This window comes from Mesorhizobium sp. M0060 (genome assembly GCF_040323155.1).
In the GTDB taxonomy this organism is placed as follows: Bacteria; Pseudomonadota; Alphaproteobacteria; order Rhizobiales; family Rhizobiaceae; genus Mesorhizobium.
Genome location: NZ_JAMYUP010000034.1, coordinates 38,626 through 59,170 on the forward strand (window position 1 = coordinate 38,626; position 20,545 = coordinate 59,170).

Sequence of the window (20,545 nt, forward strand, 5' to 3'; positions counted from 1 at the left end):
AGCCCATTTCCGGCAAGGGGATAGCTTGCGTCGTAACTCCTGCCAATCGGGCACGCTACACCCACAACACGCCGTTCGGCGAGAGCTGCCACGTAGACGCCTCGCGGCTCAGTGCGACGTTGTGTGGCAATCATCAAAAAGCAAGTGAAACTCCAACTTCAGTTGAAGTCCTTCGGAGACTACGCCACCTTGACCTTGAATCATTGCCAGGGTTCGAAATTCGTGAACGAAGAGACAACAACACCACGTCCGCTATACTCCACTGAAAGGGCTGCTTCATGTCGGGAATGTCGCGCAGGGGATTCTTGCTGGGCGGCACGGCAGCAGTAGCTGTCGGCGCTGCAGGCGGGCTGATTGCCGGCAGGGCCGTAGCAGCCGATCTGACCTTGCCGGTTTCAGCGATCAGTCGGTCGATTTTGCCCGGCACCGTCACCAAAGGGATGATGAGTTTCGGTGCGGGCGGGCCGCCGCCCACTCTGCGTTTATTGCGAGGTAGGCCGTTTTCCATAGACGTGGTCAATGATCTCGATGAAGCGACGAGTGTGCACTGGCATGGATTGCGCATCGCCAATGCCATGGACGGCGTGCCTTATCTCACCCAGCGTCCCATCGCGGCGGGCGAAAGCTTCCGTTACACTCTGACACCGCCGGATACCGGCACCTATTGGTATCATCCGCATTGCAACACGCTCGATCAGATGGCCCGCGGTCTGACAGGCATGCTTGTTGTCGAAGATGACGAAGATGCCGGTTTCGACCAGGATTTGCCGCTCAATATACGCGACTTCCGTCTCGGCGAAGACGGCCAGTTCATCGAATTGTTCAAGGCACGCAACGCTGCGCGCGGCGGCACGCTGGGTACGGTCTCGACAGTAAATTGGGAAGTCACCCCGATTTACGATCTGCCGGCGGGCAGCCTTGTGCGCCTGCGTTTGGCAGTCACGGATGTCACCCGTATCGGCACTTATGACCTCGATGGCGGAACGGCCAAAGTGATCGCTCTTGATGCCAACCCGCTGCCGCAGCCTGTTGCGCCTCGGGGCATTGTCATCGCGCCCGGCCAGCGCGCCGATATCGCCCTCCGCGTGCCTGATGGCGAAGACGAGATCGTCAGCCTGAATCTCAGAACAGCCAAGGGACCTCGCGTTCTCGTCCGATTCCGGCCTATCGGCGCCAGCGCGGGGCGGACGCTTGGCGAACTCAAGCCGCTGCGGCCGAATCGCGTACCGGAGCCGGATCTTACCGATCCCGAGACAATGGACTTCGTCTTTGGCTGGTCGCCCAATGGTGATGCGCCGGCGCCGGGTGTTTGCGGCACGCTCGGCTACACCTTCTGGTCGATCAACCGCGTCGCCTGGCGAGGGGACGCGCCGGGGCCAGTTGATCCGCTCGCGGCTCTAAAACGAGGCAAAAGCTATGTTCTGCGCCTTCGCAACGAAACGCCGAACGATCATCCGATCCATTTGCACGGTATGTCTTTCCGTCTGCTACGCTCCGACAAGCGCAAAATTGCGTCGCTTGTAACAGATACGGCCCTTCTTAAATCGCAAGAAGTGATGGAAGTGGCGTTGGTCGCTGACAATCCGGGTAATTGGGCATTCCATTGCCACGTCATTGAACATCAGAAGAGCGGCCTGACCGGTTATTTGCGTGTGGAATGACGCGGTCCTCATCCAGGGTTGCGTTGCCGAGGGCGTGAGAGGGTCGAAATTGGGCGAGGCGGAGCGTCCAAGTTCTCGCCGCGCTAATGGCGCTACTGCTCACGGGCGCCGGAGCGGCCGGCGACGGGTGCTGATCTGTGCATCTGATCGAGCCTCTGCTGAGTGGCCTCCCGGGCTCGCTCGCCAACGCCGGTTCCCATGCCACCGCGGTCGCGATTGCGTTCGTCATCATCACGGCGCTGTAGCTCATGCTGGGCGATCTGGCGCCCGCTCCGGATCGTGCTATGATTTCGCATGAGGACGTTCCATGCCTCTTGCATCCTGGTTTTCGCGGCGCTTGTTGCAACGCCCGCGCGGGCAGAATGTCAGTGCCTCGCCAACGGCCGGACGTTCCATCACGGTGAATTCGCCTGTCTGCAATTGCCGTCTGGACCGGAACTCGCGCAATGCGACATGGTTCTCAACATTTCGTCATGGAAAAAAATTCAGAGCGGCTGCCCGGAGGCGACAGCGCCATTGAGTGTGCTCGTCGAAGGGGGCGAGCAGCAATCAGGCGAAGCCGGACACAAAGCCTTAACAACGACGAACACTCCGACCTAAGACGAAGAGCAGGCTGCGCATCAGCCACAGAGATCTCTTTCGGCAAGGCGTCAACTTTGGGGTGAACTGTTACACTACCGTCACTTGATTGCGCTGACCAGCGGGTTGTCGCCATCGAGGGAGACCCAGCGCCCCGTGTCGGTGCCGGCTTGCCTCTTCAGGAAGCGGTAGCCGGTCTGGTCCCAGCGGCGCACCGTGTCGGTGAGGTTGTCGAGGATGAAGTCGCCCGTGTCGGTACGAACAGTCAGCACTGCATGACCCTCGCCGTCGGGCTTGCGAACAACCGTCATCAGCAGATCCGACACAGGAATGCCGCTGTTTATCAGACGGCGACGCTTTTCCAGCGCATAGTCTTCGCAATCGCCGAAACCACTGTCCGGATAAGCCCAGAATTCGTCCTGTCCGTACTGGTCGAGATCGCTCATCGGCTTGACGTTGTTGTTGACCGTCAGGTTAACGCTCGTAATCTGCCGCCAGAGTTTTCCGGTCATGTGCTCCGGACCATTGTCGCGTGAGCGGATCTCACATTCGGCCCGATGGGATTTGCAGAAATCGTAGTGACCGATCGGCTGCGAGGTAAAGCCACCGATCGGCATCGATTGTGAAGCCGTCGCCGCCGACCACGTGGATATTATCGCAATGATTGCAACGACCGCACCGCCGCCCAACCGTACGCACAACCGCACTCGTGAGGAACTCATCCGACCCGCCCAACCACCTTTGTTAAGAATGAGTTAAGGTCGATCCCGTGGGTTCTGTCAATCAGAGCGGGAGGAAGATCCTTCTGAATGGTTACTTGCGCCGTGTGCGTTGCTCGGCCGCTACACGTCTGCACGATTTCCGTTTCCTGCGCGGCAGGTCTTTGCCAGAGGGACCGATATGGTGAGATGTCAACCGTCGGTCACGCTTGGTGCGAATTGGAAAGTGATGAATGAGCCTCGATGAGGTCACGCAAGCGACGATCGCGTTTATCCGGACGCATGAAGCATGGGGTGTTCCGCTGGTGCTCGTGCTGGCCTTTGGGGAATCGCTGGCGTTCATCTCTCTGTTGTTGCCTGCAACCGTGATCCTGATCGGTGTCGGTTTTCTCATCGGCGAAAGCGGTATCGCATTCTGGCCCCTGTGGCTTGCCGCCGCCATTGGGGCGGCATTGGGGGACTGGCTGTCCTTCTGGATCGGCACGCGGTTGGGAAACGGGGTTTCGCACTATTGGCCCCTGTCACGTTATCCAAACCTCATTCCGCGCGGTCACCTGTTGTTCGAGCGATCGGGGGGTGGCCGGGGTGTTCTTTGGGCGCTTCTTCGGTCCTTTGCGCGCATCCGTGCCATTGGCGGCGGGCATCTGTAAGATGCCCGCCTTGACGTTTCAGATTGCCAACATCACCTCAGCCTTCGTCTGGGCCACAGGTATTCTGGCTCCCGGCGCCTTCGGCCTCAAATGGCTGCAGGCGTGGATTTGATGGGCACCAAAGGCGGACCGTCATTGTCTGCCTCTGGCAAGGGCAGGAATCAATCGTAGGCGGCGCGAACGGGTATGCTCCCCAGTTCAGTTCGAGTTCGAATTTCGAAGGCGAAACAATCCGCAACTCAAGAGAATTAGGCACGGTTTCGTCTTGAACTCGTAGCTGGTTCCTTTGACGCCGCTGGCGCAACCGTAGGAGCCAACTTGCCGCCGCTACTCGAGGCCAGATTTGCAGATTTCTAGTGCGACAAAAGGACAGGCAGGCGCAGATCGCCCAGAACGCCCTTGGTTGCGCCACCCACGACAAAATCTCTCATCCGGGAATGGCCGTACGCACCCATGACAAGCAGATCGGCGCCCATGCCGACAGCGCGCTCCTGAAGCGTAACGCCAATGGGGCGATCTTCCGCATCGATTGAGACTCCCTCAGCGGGAAGGCCACGCATTCTCAGGCTTAAAGCAAGGCTTTCGCCAATATCGCGCAGCGGCTTTTCGATTGTCACCGTCAGTACGGTTATCTTTGCCGCACATTGCAGAAACTCATACGCGTCGGCAACGGCCCGGGCCGCAACGCGACTCCCATCCCAAGCGATGATAACATGATCGATTGCACCAACATTTGCGCTTTCCGGCAGAATTATGGTCGGTCGGCCCGAACCAAACACAACCGCGTCAACGGTCATGCGCGCAGTCTGGTTATTTGGCTCCAACCCAATCAAAGCAAAATCGAAATAGCGTGACTTCACTGCCGCAACATCGCTGACAGATGCCGGCTGAACAGCAATCTCCTCGGTTGTCAGGGACGATCCGACACGTGCCGCTTCAGCTTTCAATGCCTCCAGCAAATCGAGCCCGTGCTTGCGGCTGGTCGCTTCTGTCTCCCGGATCATTTCGGGAAGGTTGATCAAGTATCTCGACACCGGGTTGGAAATACCCGGGATATCGACATTGATCGTTAATGCGTGAAGCGCCGCGCCAATGTGCTTGACCACCGCGATTGCGTTTAATGCGATTTTGGTGGAATTCGCTTCCGGATACGTCACCAGAGGAAGTAAGGCAATCTTATTCATCAAACCTCAGCTCCATGATTTCGGCCGCTGTCGAGCGACCAATGGCCCAACGCGTGTTACACACCTCAAGCCTCCTACTTCAGCCCGCCAAAAAACTCAGACGACCGAGGTTCGCTATCGCCTACCTCGATATTCCAAGGCGATCTTGCGCCGCATCGATTCCGTCCTGAACGGTCGTGGCTATAATGGCAGGCATCGATGACGAGAAATGTCAACAAAGATTAGCCCGTTTGTTGCCATGAGCGCAGTGGCGCCCGCAAGCATTGTTTTGACAGTAACGGCAGCCGAGGATGTGGCGGAAACTCCGCTGTTCACGATCCGCGCCGGGGACCATCGGGGTTTGACATCTGGGGATCCGCGTTCTGCGATCATCCTTCCTGAATCCGGATACCGGCCAAACCTGGATGCCTAGCGAAGCTGTAACGCAGCCTGGCGCAACCGACGCGCCAGTGTTGTGGTCCCTACATTATGTCCGGCAGGCTCCAAGCAGACACAAGAGCGGGAGGGGTTGAAGCTGTCGATCGCGCGCTTTCGATCCTCGGGTGCTTCACAGAGCGCGACGAAGGTTTAAGCTTGGCCGAGATTTCTTCTAGAACAGGCCTCTACAAAAGCACGATCCTTCGGTTAACGGAATCCCTTGTCCGGAGTGGCTACATTGTTCGCATGGCGGACAAGCGCTTTGCTGCCGGCCCTACGCCGATGATATTGGGCTCATTCTACCGTCGTCGTTTTAGAGGCCTTCGTTCGGCCTCTCCTTTTGAGCCTTGTTGAACAGGCGAATGAAAGCGCATCGTTTTTTTCGAAAGGAGGGAAATCGCAGCATTTGCCTGTTTCGTGCAGACTGTCGCCATTTGATCCGGGATCAAATCCGAGAGGGCGATGTGCTTTCGCTTGACCATCATGCAGCTGGCCAAGTGCTTGCTCGGTTTAGTCTCGCTAAGCCTAGAATGCGAATAGCTCTTATGGCGAAGATTCCGTTTGTATCGCTCGGGGAGGGCGATTCTGAAACAGCGACGATGGCCGTACCGGTTTTTTCAGGCAGCGAGGGCTTGGCCGGAGCGCTGGCTGTTTCTGGACCGCTGACCAGATTTACACCGGAAAAGCTGGTCAACATGAGACCGCTTTTGCTGGAATTTGACGAACGCCTATCGACATCCCTTGCGAGTAGCCAATATTTACAAGCGCGCTCATAGAATGGTCGTCACTAGAGCGTGTGTGCCCAAGGGCACGGGAGCAGCAGTTGGGGCGGATTGTAGCCTTCTTGCCTTTGGAAGCGGTTAAGCGTGATGACAAGCGAGGCTCCAAATCGGCTACTCTGCTCGATTCATGGCAAGCGGCCCCGCCAAACATGATTGGAATCGACATCGGGCGCTTGAGGACATGACTGCCAGTGAGTGTCCGAGCAACAACGCGCACAATCAAAGCGATAGTGGCGATCTGATCCGCTGGGCGGTGGCTGCTTTCAATTCCGGTAATCACGACCAAGCGATGCATCTGTGCGCATTGGGCCTGGGGCAGCACCCGGGCGATCCAGCGCTTTGCCATCTTCTGGCGGCGGTCCTGTTCGCAAGGGCAGACATGCCGGGGGCTCGTGCGCGCATCGAAGCGAGCCTTGCCGTTCGCCCGGACAATGTGCCTGCCTTGATTCTGGCATGCAGGATTGCCCGGGCCGAAGGCAGGTTTGAAGCGGCGTTGCAACAGCTGGATCGCGCAGCCAAGCTATCATTGCAGGCGGAAATCCTCATCGAGCGAGCACGTACCCTTGATCAGGCAGGCGACGCCCCGGCCGCGCGCGAATGCTGGACACTTGTCTTGCAGCGGGATCCGAAATCCCAGGAGGCGGCGGCGCGCCTCGGGCGCCTTGCCTGGCAACGCGGTGCGCCTGCCGAAGCGGAGGGCTTCCTCGAACGCGCTGTCGCCGGCGGTGGGCATCCGGCTGCGTGGTTTGACCTCGGGCTGGTGCGTCAGGACATGCGCAAGTTCGGCAGCGCCGCTCAAGCCTATCGGCGGGTGCTGAAGATGAGCCCGGACGCCCCGGAAGCTGCCGTCAATCTGGGTGTCGTCCTGCAGGAAGTCGGCGACCTCGACGGGGCCATGGCTGCGTATTCGATTGCCTAGAGTCTGCGCCCATCCACGTTCGGCGTCATCGCCATGGCACTCACATCGGCGTCCGGCGGCCGGCTATGGCTTGATGAGGAAGCGCTGCGTCGCTCACTCGCTGGTGGAGCGTCCCCGCCTGGCGCGAAACCGCTTGCGGTACACACCGGGCGTTGACAGGACATCGGCGACCGTCTGCGCATACGATGCCTGCCGCTTTTCATCGAACACCCGGTATTCCAGCTGCGGCTCAACCCGTGGAACCGCAAAGCACTGCGCGACCGGGGTTCCTTTCCTGAGCAAGCCGGAAAACTCGGGCTCAGTCCAGACCGCCGGGAAATTAATGCCTCCATCGTTGAACCGGTCGGAATCCACCAGGCCCGTCACCAGCCTGAAGGGCAGATCGTCGCGATTGACCGGATGCGTCGCGAACAGCGACCAGCCGTCCTCGACCTGTATGGTCCAGAAGCTGTTGAATTTGAGGGCGGCTTGACCGGGAGTGGCAAACGGGCTGCCTGCGAGTTGCCCCGGCGTGTGGAAGCTCAAAGGCGCTCGGGGGTGGTTCCCGGTGACCGGGTCCGGAATCTGCCAGTCCTAGGAAAAGGTCCCTTTGTCGGCGATGACGTCGCACGGCAGGAGGATCATGAAGCCATAGGTCATCGCATCGATAACGGGCGGGCACTGCTTGAGCGTGCGAATGTCGCGGCCGTGGATCGCCGAAAAGGAAGTAGCGGGCATTGTGCGCAGCCAATCCGGCAACGCGCCGCGCGCGAGGATCGGGCGTGGCAAATGCTCGACCAACATTGGATCACATCGGAAAATGACACGCATCGTCGCCTCCCGGCATTGCGATACCACGATTGCCGATCACACTCCAAGCGGCGATAAGGCAAGGGCAATGCTCCGTTGACACTTTGGACAAGTTGGCGAGTTTTTTTAATACAGGCGAAACCCATCCGTCCGCTAGCCCAAGCCGTTCCAAAGGCCATCAGGGAAGGGAGCCACGCAGGCAACCAACTGCCGCGTCATCATGACTAACGGCAGAATCACCACCACGACTGCCGGGTTTGCGGGATAAAGGAAGGGCGCCGCCGAGCAACCACGCAAAAATGAAAATGACGACGCCTGTCTTGCAGGAATCCGGGCATTCTTACTCCGATGTTTCTTGCCGCCCCGTGGGAGAGTTCCTTCGTGCGAGCAGTTTGTCGATCCGCCGGCCATCCATGTCCACGATCTCGAAGTGCCAGCCGCCATAATCAAAATGTTCCCCGACCTCAGGCAGATGCCCTAGTCGAAACAGGGCAAATCCTGCGATCGTATGGAAGTCGCCTTCAGTTGGCCGTGCCCGAAAACCAAGGCGATCGAAGGCGTCCTGGGCCGACATCATACCATCCACGAGAAGGGAGCCGTCTTCACGCTCGACGATATCCGGCTCTTCGCCTTCGATGTTGGGCAGGTCGCCGGCGATGGCTTCGAGCAAATCGGTCTGGGTAACAATTCCTTCCAGACTTCCGTACTCGTCGAGGACCATTGCTATGCGGACGGGCGCCTTCCTGAACTGCTCCAGCACTTTGAAAATCGGCGTTGATTCATGAACGACGAGCGGCTCACGGATGATCGCCATCGGATCGAGAACCTGCCCGTCAAGAACCTGGTCGAGCATGTCCTTCTTCAGAACCATGCCGAGCAGTTCATCGATACCGCCCTTGCCGACAAGGAGCTGCTCATGGCGGCAATCGCGGATCGTACGAAGAATCTCGGTTCGGTCATCATTCACGTCGATCCAGTCGATATCCGGCCGAGGCGTCATGATGTCACTGATGCGGCGCTCGCCGATATTGAAGACCCGCTCGACCATCTCCCGCTGCGCCTGCTGCAACAGCCCGCCTTCCTGACTGGCCGAGATCAGAAGCTTCAGCTCGTCTGGCGAGTGCAATGAATCCTCACCGGTTCCCGGGCGCAGGCCGCAGAGTCGCAGAACGAGGTTGCCGAGACCATTCAGCATTAGAATCGCCGGCCTGAGCAGAAAGAGGAACAGACCGAGCGGACGCACGACCCAGAGCGCAGTGTCTTCGCTGCGCTGGAGCGCCAGACTCTTTGGTGCGAGCTCGCCAAGCACGATGTGAAGCGCGGTGATGATGATGAAAGCGATCGCGACGGCGACAGTGTGTGAGCCCGCAGTCGCCAACGACCCCAGCAGCCCGATCAAGAGAGGCTCGACGAGATGCGCGAGAGCAGGTTCGCCGATCCAGCCGAGCGCCAGCGATGAAATGGTGATGCCGAGCTGGGTCGCCGCCAGATTGGCATCGAGATTGTCGACGGCCCGCTGGAGCGCTGCCGCGTTCAGCCGCCCAGCCGCAGCGAGTTCGGCAACTCGGCTTCGGCGCACGGCGACCAGGGAAAACTCGGCGGCGACAAAGAAGCCGTTTGCGGCCACGAGTAGGAGAACCGATAAGATTCCAAGAATGTCGCTCAAACTGCCATCGCCTGTCGGCATGATATCCTCTTAATGACGCAATTGGATACGTCTCTGAAGCGCAAATGATGGCATTGCGCAATCGCTATCAGCATCACGATCGCCAGAAGCATAATCCCCTGATGGCGATGGTGGTGCATCTACTAGCGACTGATCACGGTGCGGTCGAACACGTTGAATGCGGCAAGGTGCATGGTCCAGCCGTGGCTTGCAGCGCGGGTCATGTACCGACGCGCCCCGTTCTTGGCGTGGATGCGCAGATCACATGAAGGCAGACGCCATCACGCAGCCCGTCGATAAAGCTCAAATGATTGGACAGCTTGAACTGCTGACGGTAACAGGGCTGAAGCCAACGCGTGATCTGCAGATGATGTCAAGCGCCTCTCCGCAAAGAGGTGACGCTTGATAGGCGGCTGCTTCCGTGCAAATGCTCCGGCATGCGAATTCTCCTCGTCGAAGACACGCGCGACGTTGGCGAGGCTATCAGCCGCCGCTTCGAAACGATCGGCCACGCAGTCGATTGGGAGACGGACGGCCGTGCTGCCGCAGAGATCCTCGATTTCACCTGCTACGATCTCGTCATCCTCGACGTCATGCTGCCCAGCCTCGACGGGTTTGAAATCGTTCGACGGCTCCGGCAGGCAAGGAATACCACCCCGGTTCTGATGTTGACGGCCCGTTCCGAGATAGAGGACCGCGTTGGCGCGCTCGATCTCGGCGCCGACGACTATCTGGTCAAACCGTTCGATTTCCGGGAATTGGAAGCGCGCGCCCGTGTTCTGCTCCGGCGGAAAAGCGGCGAGGCGACCAACATCGTACAGTGTGGCGATGTCGTGCTCGACCGCGGCAGCCGCTCAGTCCGAGTAGGCAGGCGCGAGGTGCAATTGAAACGACGCGAGATGACGTTGCTTGAGATACTGGCGTCGCGGCCAGGCCGCGTCTTCAGCAAAGATGAACTTATCGATCAGCTTTTCGGGTTTGACGAGCCGGCCAATCAGAACGCGATCGAACTTTATGTCGGGCGGCTGCGCAAGAAGCTGGAAGGCGCCAAGGCGCAGATCGTTACCGTGCGGGGCGTGGGATATCAACTGGCTTCCGATGATACCGGCTGAGCCTTCCCTTTTCACGCGCCTGGCGGTCCGCATCTCGCTGGTGCTGGGCCTGGGTGCGGCTCTTCTGGTGAGTGCGGCGTCGTACTACGCACGTACCGCCGCCGATGACGCCTATGACCGGCTTCTGCTTGGTGCGGCCATCCAGATGGCAGACAGCCTTACGGTTGAATCCGGTTCGCTTATTATCAACCTGCCGGTATCAGCTTTTGAACTCCTGGGCCTCGCCAGCCGCGATCGCATCTTCTATCGCGTGATCGGCCCTTCCGGCGCGACGCTGACAGGTTATGCCGATCTGCAAACAGAAGTTGATCTGGCCGCAATACACGATGTCCCGGTATTGGAATCGGCGCATTATCGCGGCGAACCGGTTCGGATTGCGGTGGTGGCGCGCGCACTGTCCGATCCAGCCGTATCCGGTTGGGCGCATGTCATCGTTGGGCAGACCACGGAAGCCCGCCGCGCGCTCGCGGGTGAATTGACTCTCAGGGCGACCGTCCTCCTGGCGATCATGAGCATATTGGCATTGGCTGGAGCGATGATTGCTATTCGCTATTCTCTGCAACCGGTCAAGCATCTCGGAGCGACGCTCCGCCGTCGCGATCCACAAGACCTGACGCCGGTAACGGTCGTCGTACCGAGAGAATTGCGGCCCTTCGTTACTTCCATCAATTATTTCATGAGTCGGCTCGACGAGCGCGTGGAACTCCTGCAGCGCTTCATCGCCGACGCGGCGCACCAGATCAGAACGCCGCTGACGGCGCTAACGGCGCAGCTCGATCTGTTGAGTCAAGCCAAGCTGGACAAGTCGAGCCGCCAGCATCTCGATCGCGTACAGCAGCGCGCCAGCGAACTTGCGCGCCTGACCAACCAGTTGCTCAGCCACGCCATGGTCATCCATCGTGCCGATTCCGTGCAGCTTCAGCCGCACGATCTGGCAGATGTCGCACGGCGCGCTTTCCGTGCGGCGGTTCCGATAACTATCGATCCGGACATCATCGTCTCCTTCGAGGCGCCTGACGACGAGCCGGTCGTGCTTGCGGACGCCGTCAGCCTTCGCGAAGCGATCGTCAATATCATCGACAATGCCTTGCGCCATGGAGTGGTGTCGCGCCTTGAAGTCAGAGTACGCAGCGACGGTACACGTGCCCATCTCGAGGTCGAAGATGACGGACCGGGCATTCCGCGGGGCGAGTGGGAGCGGGTTACGCAGCGCTTCGAAACGTCCAAATCTCATGACGGCAGCGCAGGTCTTGGTTTCGCCATCGCGTCGGAGGTTGCGGCGGCTCACGGTGGCGCGCTGACCTTTCGCGAGACAAGCAAGGATGGCGGGAAGGGCACGCAAGGGTTCACCGTCACCTTGACGTTGCCCATCGCGACGGAGAAGACCGGATGATAACGGGAACATTGCCGACATTCGGTTTGATGGCTGCCGTCGTCTTATGCATCGGTCACGCGGCAAGAGCTGCTGAAGGAAGCAGCGCATTTTTTCCTTCGTCTCAGCCGGAGAAGAACCGACTGTCGATCCACGCCGCGACCGATCTGGCGGCAATGGAACCACTGATCCGGGATTTTCAGTCCGTTTTCCCCAACGTGGCAGTCGACTATGTTGAATATGTCACCAACGACTTGCAAAGGAGTGCCAGTGAAGCCTGTCGGACGGACGCGGTGCTGGGCGACATCTTGTTGTCTCCGTCGGTCGACCAACTTGTGAAGCTCGCCAATGACGGCTGCGCGGCGCCGCACGTGTCGGCCGAAACCGCGCATGTCGCCAATTGGGCAAACTGGCGCGACGAGGTATTCGGCTTTACCTACGAACCGGCCGTCTTCGTCTATAACGCCCGCCTCGTGCCGTCCGGCGACGTACCGCGCACCCACATCGAACTCGCCGATCTTCTCAGGCGGCGGATCGATTTTTATCGCGGACGGGTCGGAACGTTCGACATCCGACTTTCGGGCATCGGCTACCTATTGGCGTTCAGTGATGCGCGGCAGACGACGGCGGTCTACGGTCGGCTTCTGGAAAGCATGAGCCGAGCGGAAACTGTGGTGCGTTGTTGCACCGCGGAGACCCTTCAGGACGTTGCAAACGGGAGCCTATATATAGGCTACAATATGATCGGGTCATACGCCTACGCGGCGGCCAGGGGCAATTCCGACTTGAGGGTCGTTGTCCCGCGGGACTATGCGCTGATACTCAGTCGTGGCGCGCTCATTCCGAAGACGGCGCCGAATATGGACGTTGCCAAACGATTTCTCGACTACCTTCTGTCGGCCCGGGGACAGAAGGTTGCCAGGGATAGCGCCTTCTTCTTTGCCGAGAACGGGCAATTGCCTGAGGGAGCGGACGGCCCGGAAAAACTTGGGGAGTCTGGTATCGCGCGCGCCATACGCATCGGCCCTGCGTTACTTGCCGTACAAGACGAGGCGTTGCGCCGCCGCTTCATCGAGGATTGGAGCAAGTCCATGATCGATGCGCAGGGCCAGCGACCGTGACGCGTAGGATGCCGCCCCAAGATTTCAGCAATCCCGCAATACGTCGATGTGGCCGATCCCGCTGTCATCGACAATCTGATCACGACCCATCGGGCCTAGTCGGCTGAGCAAACCTCGACATCGCCGTGACAGGTTGGTGACAGGTCAGGATGATACTCGCCTTTTGTGCCTGGAGGAGGTACGATTTAGGCGAACTTGGAGGAGACCCTAATGAAAAATCGTCTTGCGACGATGATGGCCGCGTTTTCGCTGTCAGCCGCTTTTGTGACGCTTGCCGCCGCTGCCGAGATCCCCGCCGGGTATCCGGACAACTACAAGGATCTAGTGGCCGCCGCCACCGCGGAAGGACACCTCAGCATCTATTCGACGACCGATGCGGCGCTGGTCCAGCCCTTGCTCAAGGACTTCGAAGCAGCATTCCCCGGCATCGCCGTCGAATATTCCGACCTCAATTCCACCGAACTCTACAATCGCGTCATTGCCGAAACCGCTTCGGGCCAAGGCACGGCAGATGTCGCATGGTCTTCGGCTCCGGATCTGCAGATCAAACTTGCCGCAGACGGCTATGCGCGGGAATACAAATCCGTGGAGGCGGCCCACCTTCCGGCCTGGGCGTCCTACAAGGACATGGTCTATGGTACCACCGCCGACCCGGTGACTTTCGTCTACAACAAGCGTCTCGTGCCTGAAGGCGATGTTCCCGCAACCCACGCCGATCTTCTCAAGCTGATGACTGGGAAGACCGCAGAATATGATGGCAAGATCGCGTCCTACGATCCGGAAAAATCCGGTGTCGGCTTCTATTTCTACAACCAGGACGCCAAGAACTGGACCGATTCCTGGGCGCTTAACAAGGCTTTTGGCAAGGCCCATATCAAGCTCTACAGCTCCGCCGGCTCGATGATCGAGAAGGTCACGTCTGGCGAACATTCCATCGCCTATGGCATCTTCGGCTCATATGGCCTCGCCAAGCAGGCCAAGGACGAGAACCTCGGTGTGATAATCCCGAAGGACTATGTCCTGGTGACCACCCGCGCCACCGTCATTCCGGCGGAAGCCCAGGATCCCAATGCTGCGAAGCTATTCGTAGACTATCTGCTGTCGGCGCGCGCGCAGAAGCTGATCGCCGACGACATCAAGCTCTATGCCGTTCGTGATGACGTTGAAGGGGCAACCACGCTGGCGTCCATAAAGGCCGCCGCCGGTGAAAACGTTCACCCGATCGCGCTCGACGACAAGCTGCTCGAAGGTCTCGACGAGACGACACGGCTGGCGTTCCTCAACGAGTGGCAGAAAGCCATGAAGGGCGAGTAATCGCTTGATCGGGAGTGCCTCCACAGTCGGCTCTCTCACCCTTCTTGCTATTAAGAATCATCGGAACGGCGCGCTTGCGCTCTTGCTAGCGGACGGCCCCCGGCTTTGTTCGAGGCGATCATGCCCTTCCGTGTCTTTCGTGTCAGCACCAACCTCCTCGCCATCCTGGTGGTGCTGGCGCCGGTCACCCTGATCATTTATCAGAGTTTTCTGTCCGCGCCTTTCTTCCAGAAAACCGCGCATCTGTCGCTGAACGCCTACAGCTTCATCCTCGCGGACGCGGATTTCTGGCTAGCGCTGACGACTTCGCTCAAGCTCGCGGTGGGCATGACGGTGATCGCAGTTCCGGTGGGAATCCTGCTGGCGTTCATCATCGTGCGCACCGACGTGCCGGGCAAGCGCTGGCTGGAGCCGATCATCCTGATCCCGGTTTTCATGTCGGCGGTGGTGCTGGCCTTCGGCTATGTGATGACACTGGGACCAGTCGGCTTCGTCTCGCTGGCGGTCAAGTCGATGATCGGCTACGTGCCCTGGAATGTCTATTCGGTGACATCGATCGCGATCATTGCCGGGCTCACCCATGTCCCACATGTCTATCTCTATGCATCGGCGGCGCTCCGCAACGTTGGCGCCGACCTCGAAGAGGCGGCACGCACCGCCGGCGCTGGCCCTTGGCGCGTCGCCGCCAGTGTGTCGCTGCCCATGGTGATGCCGGTGGTGCTCTATGCGGCGGTTCTGGTGTTCTTCCTCGGTTTCGAACTTTTCGGCCTGCCGCTGGTGCTTGGCGATCCGGAAGGCGTGCTGGTTCTCGCCACCTATCTCTACAAGCTCACCAACAAGCTCGGTGTTCCTTCCTACCAGTTGATGGCCGTAGTGGTGGTGGCGATCATCATGATCGCGCTGCCGCTGGTCGTGCTGCAGCGCTACATGCTGCGCAACGCCAGCCGCTATGTGTCTGTCAAAGGCAAGGGCAGTCGGCACAACCCCATCCGGCTGGGCGCTCTTCGCTGGCCGGCCTTCGCGCTTGTGGTGGCCTGGTTCGCGGCCACCGTGATCATACCGGTGGGCGGCGTCGCAATTCGTTCACTGGTGACAAGCTGGGGCGTCGGGGTGAATATCTTCCAGGTGCTGACGTTGGATCACTATCGCGATCTCGCCGACTATCCGAATGTCATCAGCGCCATTCTCAACACGGTCGGCGTCGCGGTGGTCGGCGGCGCGGCTTCGATCGCGGCCTATACTGCCGTGGCACTCGCCGGTCACCGCTCGAACGCACCCCTGACTAAAGTCGTCGATTACGTGGCCATGATACCGCGGGCGATGCCGGGCATTGTGGCTGGCCTGGCCATGCTGTGGATATTTCTCTTCTTCAAGCCGATCGCACCCCTGCGTGCCACGATGATCTCGGTATGGCTCGCCTATACCATTGTCTGGTTCGCCTATGGCATGCGGCTGATTTCCGGAACGCTCCTGCAGATCGGCAAGGAGCTCGAGGAAGCCGGCCGGTCAGTTGGCGCCAGCGAGGGCCGGGTCGCCCGGGACATCACGCTGCCGCTCATCCGCGGCGGCATGTTCTCGGCCTGGCTGTTGATCTTCCTGATCTTCGCCCGTGAATATTCGACGGGCGTCTATCTGCTCGGACCGGGAACCGAAGTGATCGGCTCGCTCATGGTTTCCCTTTGGGGCACCGGCGCGATCGATCTGGTCTCGGCTCTCGCCGTCATCAACACCGTCATCATCGTGACCGGTCTTGCCCTCGCGATGCGCTTTGGAGTCCGCCTCAATGACTGACATCATCATAGACGGCCTGCGCCTCAGTTACGGCAACCTTGAAATCCTGAAAGGTGTGTCCTTCTCGGTCGAACCGGGTCAGATCGTCGCCTTGCTCGGCGCGTCCGGGTCCGGCAAGACGACGCTCTTGCGAGCGGTCGCCGGTCTGGAGACACCCAACAGCGGCAAGATACTGCTCGGTGACAAGCCGCTTTTCGATGCCGGGCAGAACATCAATCTGGCGCCGGAAACGCGCGGTCTCGGGCTGGTATTCCAGTCCTATGCGCTGTGGCCTCATCGGACGGTGTCCGAGAATGTGGGTTATCCCCTGAAGCTGCGCAAAGTGTCCCAGGCAGATGTTGCGAGCCGCGTCCAGAAGGCTTTGGACAGCATCGGCCTCGGCAAACTGGGCGAACGCTATCCGCATCAGCTCTCCGGCGGACAGCAGCAGCGCGTGGCGCTGGCCCGCGCGCTGGTCTATGAGCCGAACGTGATTCTGCTCGATGAGCCGCTGTCAAATCTGGACGCCAAGTTACGCGAAGAAGCGCGGATCTGGCTGCGCCGCCTCATCACCAATCTCGGGCTATCGGCGCTGTGCGTCACCCATGATCAGGTGGAAGCGATGGCGCTCGCCGACCGCATCCTGCTGCTCAACGGCGGCCAGATCGAACAGGACGGAACACCCAAGCAAATCTACAACAAGCCGAAGAGCCTGTTTGCAGCAGAGTTCATGGGTGCCAGCAATCGCCTTGACGGCGTGGTCACCGCCATCAACGGCAACCGTGCGGAAATTGTCGCCAACGGCATCCATCTTGTGGGCAGCGCCCAGCAGGAGCTGACCGTCGGCGCCAAAGTCACCGCACTCGTCCGGCTTGAGCGGGTGACGTGGTCCGGGGAGGACGGCCCTGGACGTATCGCCATGACCTGCGTCGAGAGCCTTTTCCTTGGCGATCGGCATGAAGTCATTTTCGAAAGCAATGACCTGACCATCCGGACCTATTCCCGGGACGCCCTTCCGTCCGGCCAATACCATGTCGAGTTCCCGTTCGAGGATCTGATGGTCTTCGCGGCGGAATGAACTCCGGCGTTCACCACGAAGAGGATCATTCTTGCCAACCGGCATAAACATCGTCGAGCGGCTGACCTGCCACGGGCAATTTCCTCCATCTGAGATTAGAGTCCGGCTCGATTGAAGGGCGGACTGATGAAAAGAAAGCGGTTTACGGAAGAGCTGATCATCGCGGTCCTGCGTGAGCATGAGGCGGGGCAAAAGCGGGCGACCTGGCGCGCAAGCATGGGACCTCCGAGGCGGTTAGCCTTACACACGTGTTGAACGCGTGTTCGCTTGCGCATCACCGGGTATCAAAGCTAATGAAACCCGGAGAGGACTTGGCTGCTTCTGCAGGTGAAAAGTGCTGATTTTCTCATGGTTCTATCTCGCGTCGTGCCTGCTTGCGCTTATAGCGCTCGTCGCCGTTCTCGAACTCGGGCTGCTTCCGGCACTGCTTTCGGGCCTTCTCGTGTTCAATCTCGTTCATTTCGCCGCACCGATGCTCCATCGAATCGGCGTTTCCAACAGCCTGACGAAAAGCCTTGCGCTGACCTTGGTGGCATTGATTTTCACGCTCCTGATAGCCGCCGCTATCTTTAGCGGCATGTCGCAATTGACTGGCGGTTCGGAGAACGTCGTGACGCTCCTCAAGAAGATGGCCGAGATCATCGATACCGCGCGCGTCCATCTCCCGACCTGGGCGATGACCTATTTTCCGTCGAACATCGAGGAACTGGAAGTCTTCGCGGCCCGGTGGCTCCGCGAACATGCCGGCCAGCTTCAACTCGTCGGGCGGGATGTCGGCGTCCTGGTGGTCCACATTGTCGTCGGCATGGTGATCGGCGGCTTGATCGCGGTGAGCTCGGCGGCGCCATCGCGCGAGCCCGGCCCACTGGCGGTCGCGCTGGCGGATCGTGTCAACATTCTGAGCAAGGCCTTTCGCAACATCGTGTTCTCGCAAATCCGGATTTCGGCGTTGAATACGTTTCTGACGGCGGTCTATCTCGTCGTTGTTCTGCCGTCCTTCGGCATCGATCTGCCATTCATCAGGACAATGATAGCGCTGACTTTCGTCGCCGGCCTTCTGCCGGTCATCGGCAATCTGATCTCCAACACGGTGATCGTGGTTGTCAGCCTCAGCATCTCCTTCCTTGCAGCACTCGGCTCGCTTGCCTTTCTCATCATCATTCACAAGCTCGAATACTTCGTAAACGCCAAGATCATCGGTTCGCGGATCAATGCGCGTGCCTGGGAGCTTCTTCTGGCGATGGTTTTCATGGAAGCCTGGTTCGGTATGCCGGGTCTTGTCGCCGCGCCGATCTATTATGCCTATCTGAAGGCTGAACTGACGATGCGCGGGCTAATCTAGTTTCCGTTCATAAACGTGCGTATTTCGCAGCGTTTGCAAGGGCTTATCGTCGGGTGAGAATGCCTTTTGGAGTCCTGTGCGGGGCCGGGAGGCGTCGATGTCGACGAGATCGTGCTATGAGCCCCGATCAGGCGCACGCCGCGATACCGGCATTGGCCGGTGCGACCCAACTGCGATGCCGGGTCGGTGTCAGGTCGCTTTGAGGCGCGTGAAGAGGACGAGGTTGTAGGCCACGACCGAGGACCAGATGTAGGTCTTGAAGTGATCAAGGCCGCGCCAGGTGCAGCGTGCCAGGCCGTAAGCGCGTTTCAAGCACGATATTCCGGCTTCGATGCCGGCGCGGAAGTTGCGTAGCTTGCGATAGACCCACTTGCTTCTGACCATGTCCTCGATCCTGAGGCCGGCTTTCTTGTGGAAGGCCATGTCGCAGACGCCCCACGCCTTGGCTGTGGCCAAATTGTCGCGCGTGGCGAAGCCGCCATCGGCTGCCGCTTGCCGCGGCGCTTGGCCCCAGAAGGCGACGTGGCGCGCCAGCATCGGCAGCAAGCGGTCGCTGTCGGCCGGGTTGCCTGCTTCGATCACCAGATCAAGAATCATGCCGCTCCTGCCGGTGGTCAGGTTGAGTTTGTGGCCGTACTCGGTATTGCGGCTGCCTTTGACGATGATATCGGCATGCGGTTCGAACAGGCTGACCAACTTCTCGCCGGCCGGCACCGGCTCGCCGGCCAACACCCGCCGTTCGCTCTGTCTGATGATGCGTTCGATCAGCGGCCGATGGTGACGAACCTGGAGCTGCCACAGTGCGATGAGCGGAGTGCTCGCCACGGCCAATCGCTCGGTCGCCTGCTTCAGATAGGCCAAGGTCGCGCGGGTGATTGCGATCAGTTCGCGGTAGAGTTGGACCCGATTGGGCCGGCCGCGCGTGAACTGGATCTTGCGGGCGCGCTTCTTGGCTGCGCGGCAATGATCGCGCCATGATGAGCCGGCGCCGCCGAGCAAGATATCGGCCCGCTTCAGAAGGCGCACCATAACCCGCACTGCATCCCAAAGCAGGCTGCTGTCGCTCGGCTCGTGCATGAGGGCTGCAGTCACAGTGCTGTCCAGCCGCACGACCGCACCGTCTTCGAGCTTCGCCTGCCGAGCGCCCGACAGCAGTGTCCGATTGATCTGTTCCCAGGTCTCAGGCCGGATTGCGCTGATCGTCCTTTGCAGCACCGACTTCTGCGGGCTCCATGACCACGGCAGGCGGGCAAAGGCGCGAAACGAGGCTGAGTCCTCGAGGTGGAACGCCAACTCCTGATAGCTCAGCTGCCGATATTGTTTGAGAAGCGCGCAGCGCAGCACCGCTTCGGCAGGCAAGCCTTGCCGCCCGGTGGCTTTGACGCCGACCCGGACCAAGTCTCGGGCCACCAAACCGAGCAGATCGTGATGCTCGTCCAGCCAACCCGACATCGCCTCCAATTCGCGGCCGATCTCGTGCGTGGCGAAAACATCGAATATACTGGCTTCTCTATTCGGCGGCTTGAGGTCAAGCACTTTCGAGCTTTCCGCTTCGCCGGCATCTGACGTCTTCCGCGGGTCTTGCTTCTCTTCGGGATCGGCGCCTTGGCCCTCCCAGTATGGGGAATCCGCAGAACGAGGTGGAACAATCTTGGACGCGTCCTGATGTACGATCGGCACCGCCAGCATAGCGAACTCACCTCATCCATCGTCCCGCGAAGGACGTTTTTCCACCGGCAAGTGGAACTTTGTTGTCTCCTTCTTAACGGCCCAGTTCAGACGGCGACCGGTGTGCTTTCCTTTGTCCAGCGGAACCGTGTGCCATCGCTCCACATGCGATGCATGATCACTGCTAGTCTACGGGCGAGCGCAACGATGGCCCTCTGCCGACCACGCCGCTTGGCGACGTTCATCGCCCAGGCCTTCACCCAGGACCACTTCGTCACGCGCGTCAGTAGGACCTGCGCGGCTTCTCTATTCGGCGGCTTGAGGTCAAGCACTTTCGAGCTTTCCGCTTCGCCGGCATCTGACGTCTTCCGCGGGTCTTGCTTCTCTTCGGGATCGGCGCCT

The 20,545-nt window shown here is 59.8% G+C and carries 19 protein-coding genes and 3 pseudogenes; 15 read left to right on the forward strand and 7 right to left on the reverse strand.

The window, feature by feature from the left end:
• Positions 1-278 precede the first annotated feature (278 nt).
• Together NKJ94_RS25530 and NKJ94_RS25535 are read left to right on the forward strand one after the other, a co-directional pair.
• On the forward strand, positions 279-1,661 hold the full coding sequence (locus tag NKJ94_RS25530; RefSeq protein ID WP_352495682.1) for a multicopper oxidase family protein: 1,383 nt from the start codon (positions 279-281) through the stop codon (positions 1,659-1,661).
• Between the two features lie 294 nt (positions 1,662-1,955).
• Complete coding sequence (locus NKJ94_RS25535) at positions 1,956-2,261, forward strand: hypothetical protein (protein ID WP_352495683.1); 306 nt, start codon at positions 1,956-1,958, stop codon at positions 2,259-2,261.
• An 80-nt stretch (positions 2,262-2,341) separates the two neighbouring features.
• Here the strand turns inward: NKJ94_RS25535 and NKJ94_RS25540 are convergent, their stop codons facing one another.
• Positions 2,342-2,962 (reverse strand): transglutaminase-like cysteine peptidase, encoded by a 621-nt coding sequence (locus NKJ94_RS25540; protein ID WP_352495684.1) that lies wholly within the window; start codon positions 2,960-2,962, stop codon positions 2,342-2,344.
• Positions 2,963-3,192: 230 nt separating this feature from the next.
• On the opposite strand from NKJ94_RS25540, the pseudogene NKJ94_RS25545 reads away from it, so the two are divergent.
• Positions 3,193-3,721, forward strand: a pseudogene (locus NKJ94_RS25545) (DedA family protein).
• A 241-nt stretch (positions 3,722-3,962) separates the two neighbouring features.
• Here the strand turns inward: NKJ94_RS25545 and NKJ94_RS25550 are convergent.
• The gene (locus NKJ94_RS25550; RefSeq protein ID WP_352495685.1) at positions 3,963-4,793 is read right to left on the reverse strand and encodes a universal stress protein; all 831 of its coding nucleotides are present in this window, start codon (positions 4,791-4,793) and stop codon (positions 3,963-3,965) included.
• A 468-nt stretch (positions 4,794-5,261) separates the two neighbouring features.
• Here NKJ94_RS25550 and NKJ94_RS25555 point away from each other — a divergent pair, with 468 nt between their 5' ends.
• The 3 genes from NKJ94_RS25555 (at position 5,262) to NKJ94_RS25565 (ending at position 6,911) form a co-directional block, all read left to right on the forward strand.
• Positions 5,262-5,564 carry a helix-turn-helix domain-containing protein gene (locus NKJ94_RS25555; protein WP_352495686.1) on the forward strand — a complete coding sequence of 101 codons (303 nt, stop codon included), beginning with the start codon at positions 5,262-5,264 and terminating at the stop codon, positions 5,562-5,564.
• A gap of 191 nt (positions 5,565-5,755) precedes the next feature.
• Positions 5,756-5,986, forward strand: coding sequence for an IclR family transcriptional regulator (locus NKJ94_RS25560; protein ID WP_352508350.1), 231 nt, complete (start codon positions 5,756-5,758; stop codon positions 5,984-5,986).
• A gap of 187 nt (positions 5,987-6,173) precedes the next feature.
• On the forward strand, positions 6,174-6,911 hold the full coding sequence (locus tag NKJ94_RS25565) for a tetratricopeptide repeat protein (protein ID WP_352528970.1): 738 nt from the start codon (positions 6,174-6,176) through the stop codon (positions 6,909-6,911).
• 93 nt (positions 6,912-7,004) lie between these two features.
• Here NKJ94_RS25565 and NKJ94_RS25570 read toward each other — a convergent pair whose 3' ends face one another.
• The 3 genes from NKJ94_RS25570 to NKJ94_RS25580 all read right to left on the reverse strand — a co-directional run bounded on the left by NKJ94_RS25570 (position 7,005) and on the right by NKJ94_RS25580 (position 9,387).
• Complete coding sequence (locus NKJ94_RS25570; protein ID WP_352528972.1) at positions 7,005-7,436, reverse strand: hypothetical protein; 432 nt, start codon at positions 7,434-7,436, stop codon at positions 7,005-7,007.
• A gap of 48 nt (positions 7,437-7,484) precedes the next feature.
• Entirely contained in the window at positions 7,485-7,694 is a 210-nt protein-coding gene (locus NKJ94_RS25575) for a hypothetical protein (protein ID WP_352466305.1), read from the reverse strand.
• A gap of 346 nt (positions 7,695-8,040) precedes the next feature.
• Complete coding sequence (locus NKJ94_RS25580; protein ID WP_023680195.1) at positions 8,041-9,387, reverse strand: hemolysin family protein; 1,347 nt, start codon at positions 9,385-9,387, stop codon at positions 8,041-8,043.
• Positions 9,388-9,431: 44 nt separating this feature from the next.
• On the opposite strand from NKJ94_RS25580, the gene NKJ94_RS25585 reads away from it, so the two are divergent.
• The 9 genes and pseudogenes from NKJ94_RS25585 (at position 9,432) to NKJ94_RS25625 (ending at position 18,475) form a co-directional block, all read left to right on the forward strand.
• The gene (locus NKJ94_RS25585; RefSeq protein WP_352528974.1) at positions 9,432-9,635 is read left to right on the forward strand and encodes a hypothetical protein; all 204 of its coding nucleotides are present in this window, start codon (positions 9,432-9,434) and stop codon (positions 9,633-9,635) included.
• Between the two features lie 168 nt (positions 9,636-9,803).
• Positions 9,804-10,478: a response regulator transcription factor gene (locus NKJ94_RS25590; protein WP_023722098.1), complete on the forward strand. Its 675-nt coding sequence runs from the start codon at positions 9,804-9,806 to the stop codon at positions 10,476-10,478.
• Positions 10,465-11,871, forward strand: a complete 1,407-nt coding sequence (locus NKJ94_RS25595) for a sensor histidine kinase (RefSeq protein WP_023722099.1) — start codon at positions 10,465-10,467, stop codon at positions 11,869-11,871. The genes NKJ94_RS25590 and NKJ94_RS25595 overlap by 14 nt, the downstream gene beginning before the upstream one ends.
• On the forward strand, positions 11,868-12,971 hold the full coding sequence (locus tag NKJ94_RS25600; RefSeq protein WP_023722100.1) for an ABC transporter substrate-binding protein: 1,104 nt from the start codon (positions 11,868-11,870) through the stop codon (positions 12,969-12,971). The genes NKJ94_RS25595 and NKJ94_RS25600 overlap by 4 nt, the downstream gene beginning before the upstream one ends.
• 210 nt (positions 12,972-13,181) lie before the next feature.
• Complete coding sequence (locus NKJ94_RS25605; RefSeq protein WP_352528977.1) at positions 13,182-14,285, forward strand: ABC transporter substrate-binding protein; 1,104 nt, start codon at positions 13,182-13,184, stop codon at positions 14,283-14,285.
• Between the two features lie 120 nt (positions 14,286-14,405).
• The gene (locus NKJ94_RS25610) at positions 14,406-16,076 is read left to right on the forward strand and encodes an ABC transporter permease (RefSeq protein WP_352508356.1); all 1,671 of its coding nucleotides are present in this window, start codon (positions 14,406-14,408) and stop codon (positions 16,074-16,076) included.
• A complete protein-coding gene (locus tag NKJ94_RS25615; protein WP_023722103.1) occupies positions 16,069-17,133 on the forward strand; it encodes an ABC transporter ATP-binding protein in 1,065 nt (354 codons plus the stop codon). Before NKJ94_RS25610 ends, NKJ94_RS25615 begins: the two co-directional genes overlap by 8 nt.
• Positions 17,134-17,259: 126 nt before the next feature.
• Positions 17,260-17,366: pseudogene (locus NKJ94_RS25620) on the forward strand (transposase); the annotation flags it as partial.
• A 101-nt stretch (positions 17,367-17,467) separates the two neighbouring features.
• Positions 17,468-18,475, forward strand: coding sequence for an AI-2E family transporter (locus tag NKJ94_RS25625; protein WP_352528979.1), 1,008 nt, complete (start codon positions 17,468-17,470; stop codon positions 18,473-18,475).
• 189 nt (positions 18,476-18,664) lie between these two features.
• Here NKJ94_RS25625 and NKJ94_RS25630 read toward each other — a convergent pair whose 3' ends face one another.
• Both NKJ94_RS25630 and NKJ94_RS25635 read right to left on the reverse strand, forming a co-directional pair.
• Positions 18,665-20,011 (reverse strand): ISNCY family transposase, encoded by a 1,347-nt coding sequence (locus NKJ94_RS25630; RefSeq protein WP_352528981.1) that lies wholly within the window; start codon positions 20,009-20,011, stop codon positions 18,665-18,667.
• Positions 20,012-20,250: 239 nt separating this feature from the next.
• Positions 20,251-20,545: pseudogene (locus tag NKJ94_RS25635) on the reverse strand (hypothetical protein); the annotation flags it as partial.

Bases quoted from the DNA above. Each gene is read 5' to 3' on its own strand.
- NKJ94_RS25530 (WP_352495682.1), top strand. From the start codon at position 279: ATGTCGGGAATGTCGCGCAGGGGATTCTTGCTGGGCGGCACGGCAGCA.
- NKJ94_RS25535 (WP_352495683.1), top strand. From the start codon at position 1,956: ATGAGGACGTTCCATGCCTCTTGCATCCTGGTTTTCGCGGCGCTTGTT.
- NKJ94_RS25540 (WP_352495684.1), bottom strand. From the start codon at position 2,962: ATGAGTTCCTCACGAGTGCGGTTGTGCGTACGGTTGGGCGGCGGTGCG.
- NKJ94_RS25550 (WP_352495685.1), bottom strand. From the start codon at position 4,793: ATGAATAAGATTGCCTTACTTCCTCTGGTGACGTATCCGGAAGCGAAT.
- NKJ94_RS25555 (WP_352495686.1), top strand. From the start codon at position 5,262: ATGTCCGGCAGGCTCCAAGCAGACACAAGAGCGGGAGGGGTTGAAGCT.
- NKJ94_RS25560 (WP_352508350.1), top strand. From the start codon at position 5,756: ATGGCGAAGATTCCGTTTGTATCGCTCGGGGAGGGCGATTCTGAAACA.
- NKJ94_RS25565 (WP_352528970.1), top strand. From the start codon at position 6,174: ATGACTGCCAGTGAGTGTCCGAGCAACAACGCGCACAATCAAAGCGAT.
- NKJ94_RS25575 (WP_352466305.1), bottom strand. From the start codon at position 7,694: ATGTTGGTCGAGCATTTGCCACGCCCGATCCTCGCGCGCGGCGCGTTG.
- NKJ94_RS25580 (WP_023680195.1), bottom strand. From the start codon at position 9,387: ATGCCGACAGGCGATGGCAGTTTGAGCGACATTCTTGGAATCTTATCG.
- NKJ94_RS25585 (WP_352528974.1), top strand. From the start codon at position 9,432: ATGATGGCATTGCGCAATCGCTATCAGCATCACGATCGCCAGAAGCAT.
- NKJ94_RS25590 (WP_023722098.1), top strand. From the start codon at position 9,804: ATGCGAATTCTCCTCGTCGAAGACACGCGCGACGTTGGCGAGGCTATC.
- NKJ94_RS25595 (WP_023722099.1), top strand. From the start codon at position 10,465: ATGATACCGGCTGAGCCTTCCCTTTTCACGCGCCTGGCGGTCCGCATC.
- NKJ94_RS25600 (WP_023722100.1), top strand. From the start codon at position 11,868: ATGATAACGGGAACATTGCCGACATTCGGTTTGATGGCTGCCGTCGTC.
- NKJ94_RS25605 (WP_352528977.1), top strand. From the start codon at position 13,182: ATGAAAAATCGTCTTGCGACGATGATGGCCGCGTTTTCGCTGTCAGCC.
- NKJ94_RS25610 (WP_352508356.1), top strand. From the start codon at position 14,406: ATGCCCTTCCGTGTCTTTCGTGTCAGCACCAACCTCCTCGCCATCCTG.
- NKJ94_RS25615 (WP_023722103.1), top strand. From the start codon at position 16,069: ATGACTGACATCATCATAGACGGCCTGCGCCTCAGTTACGGCAACCTT.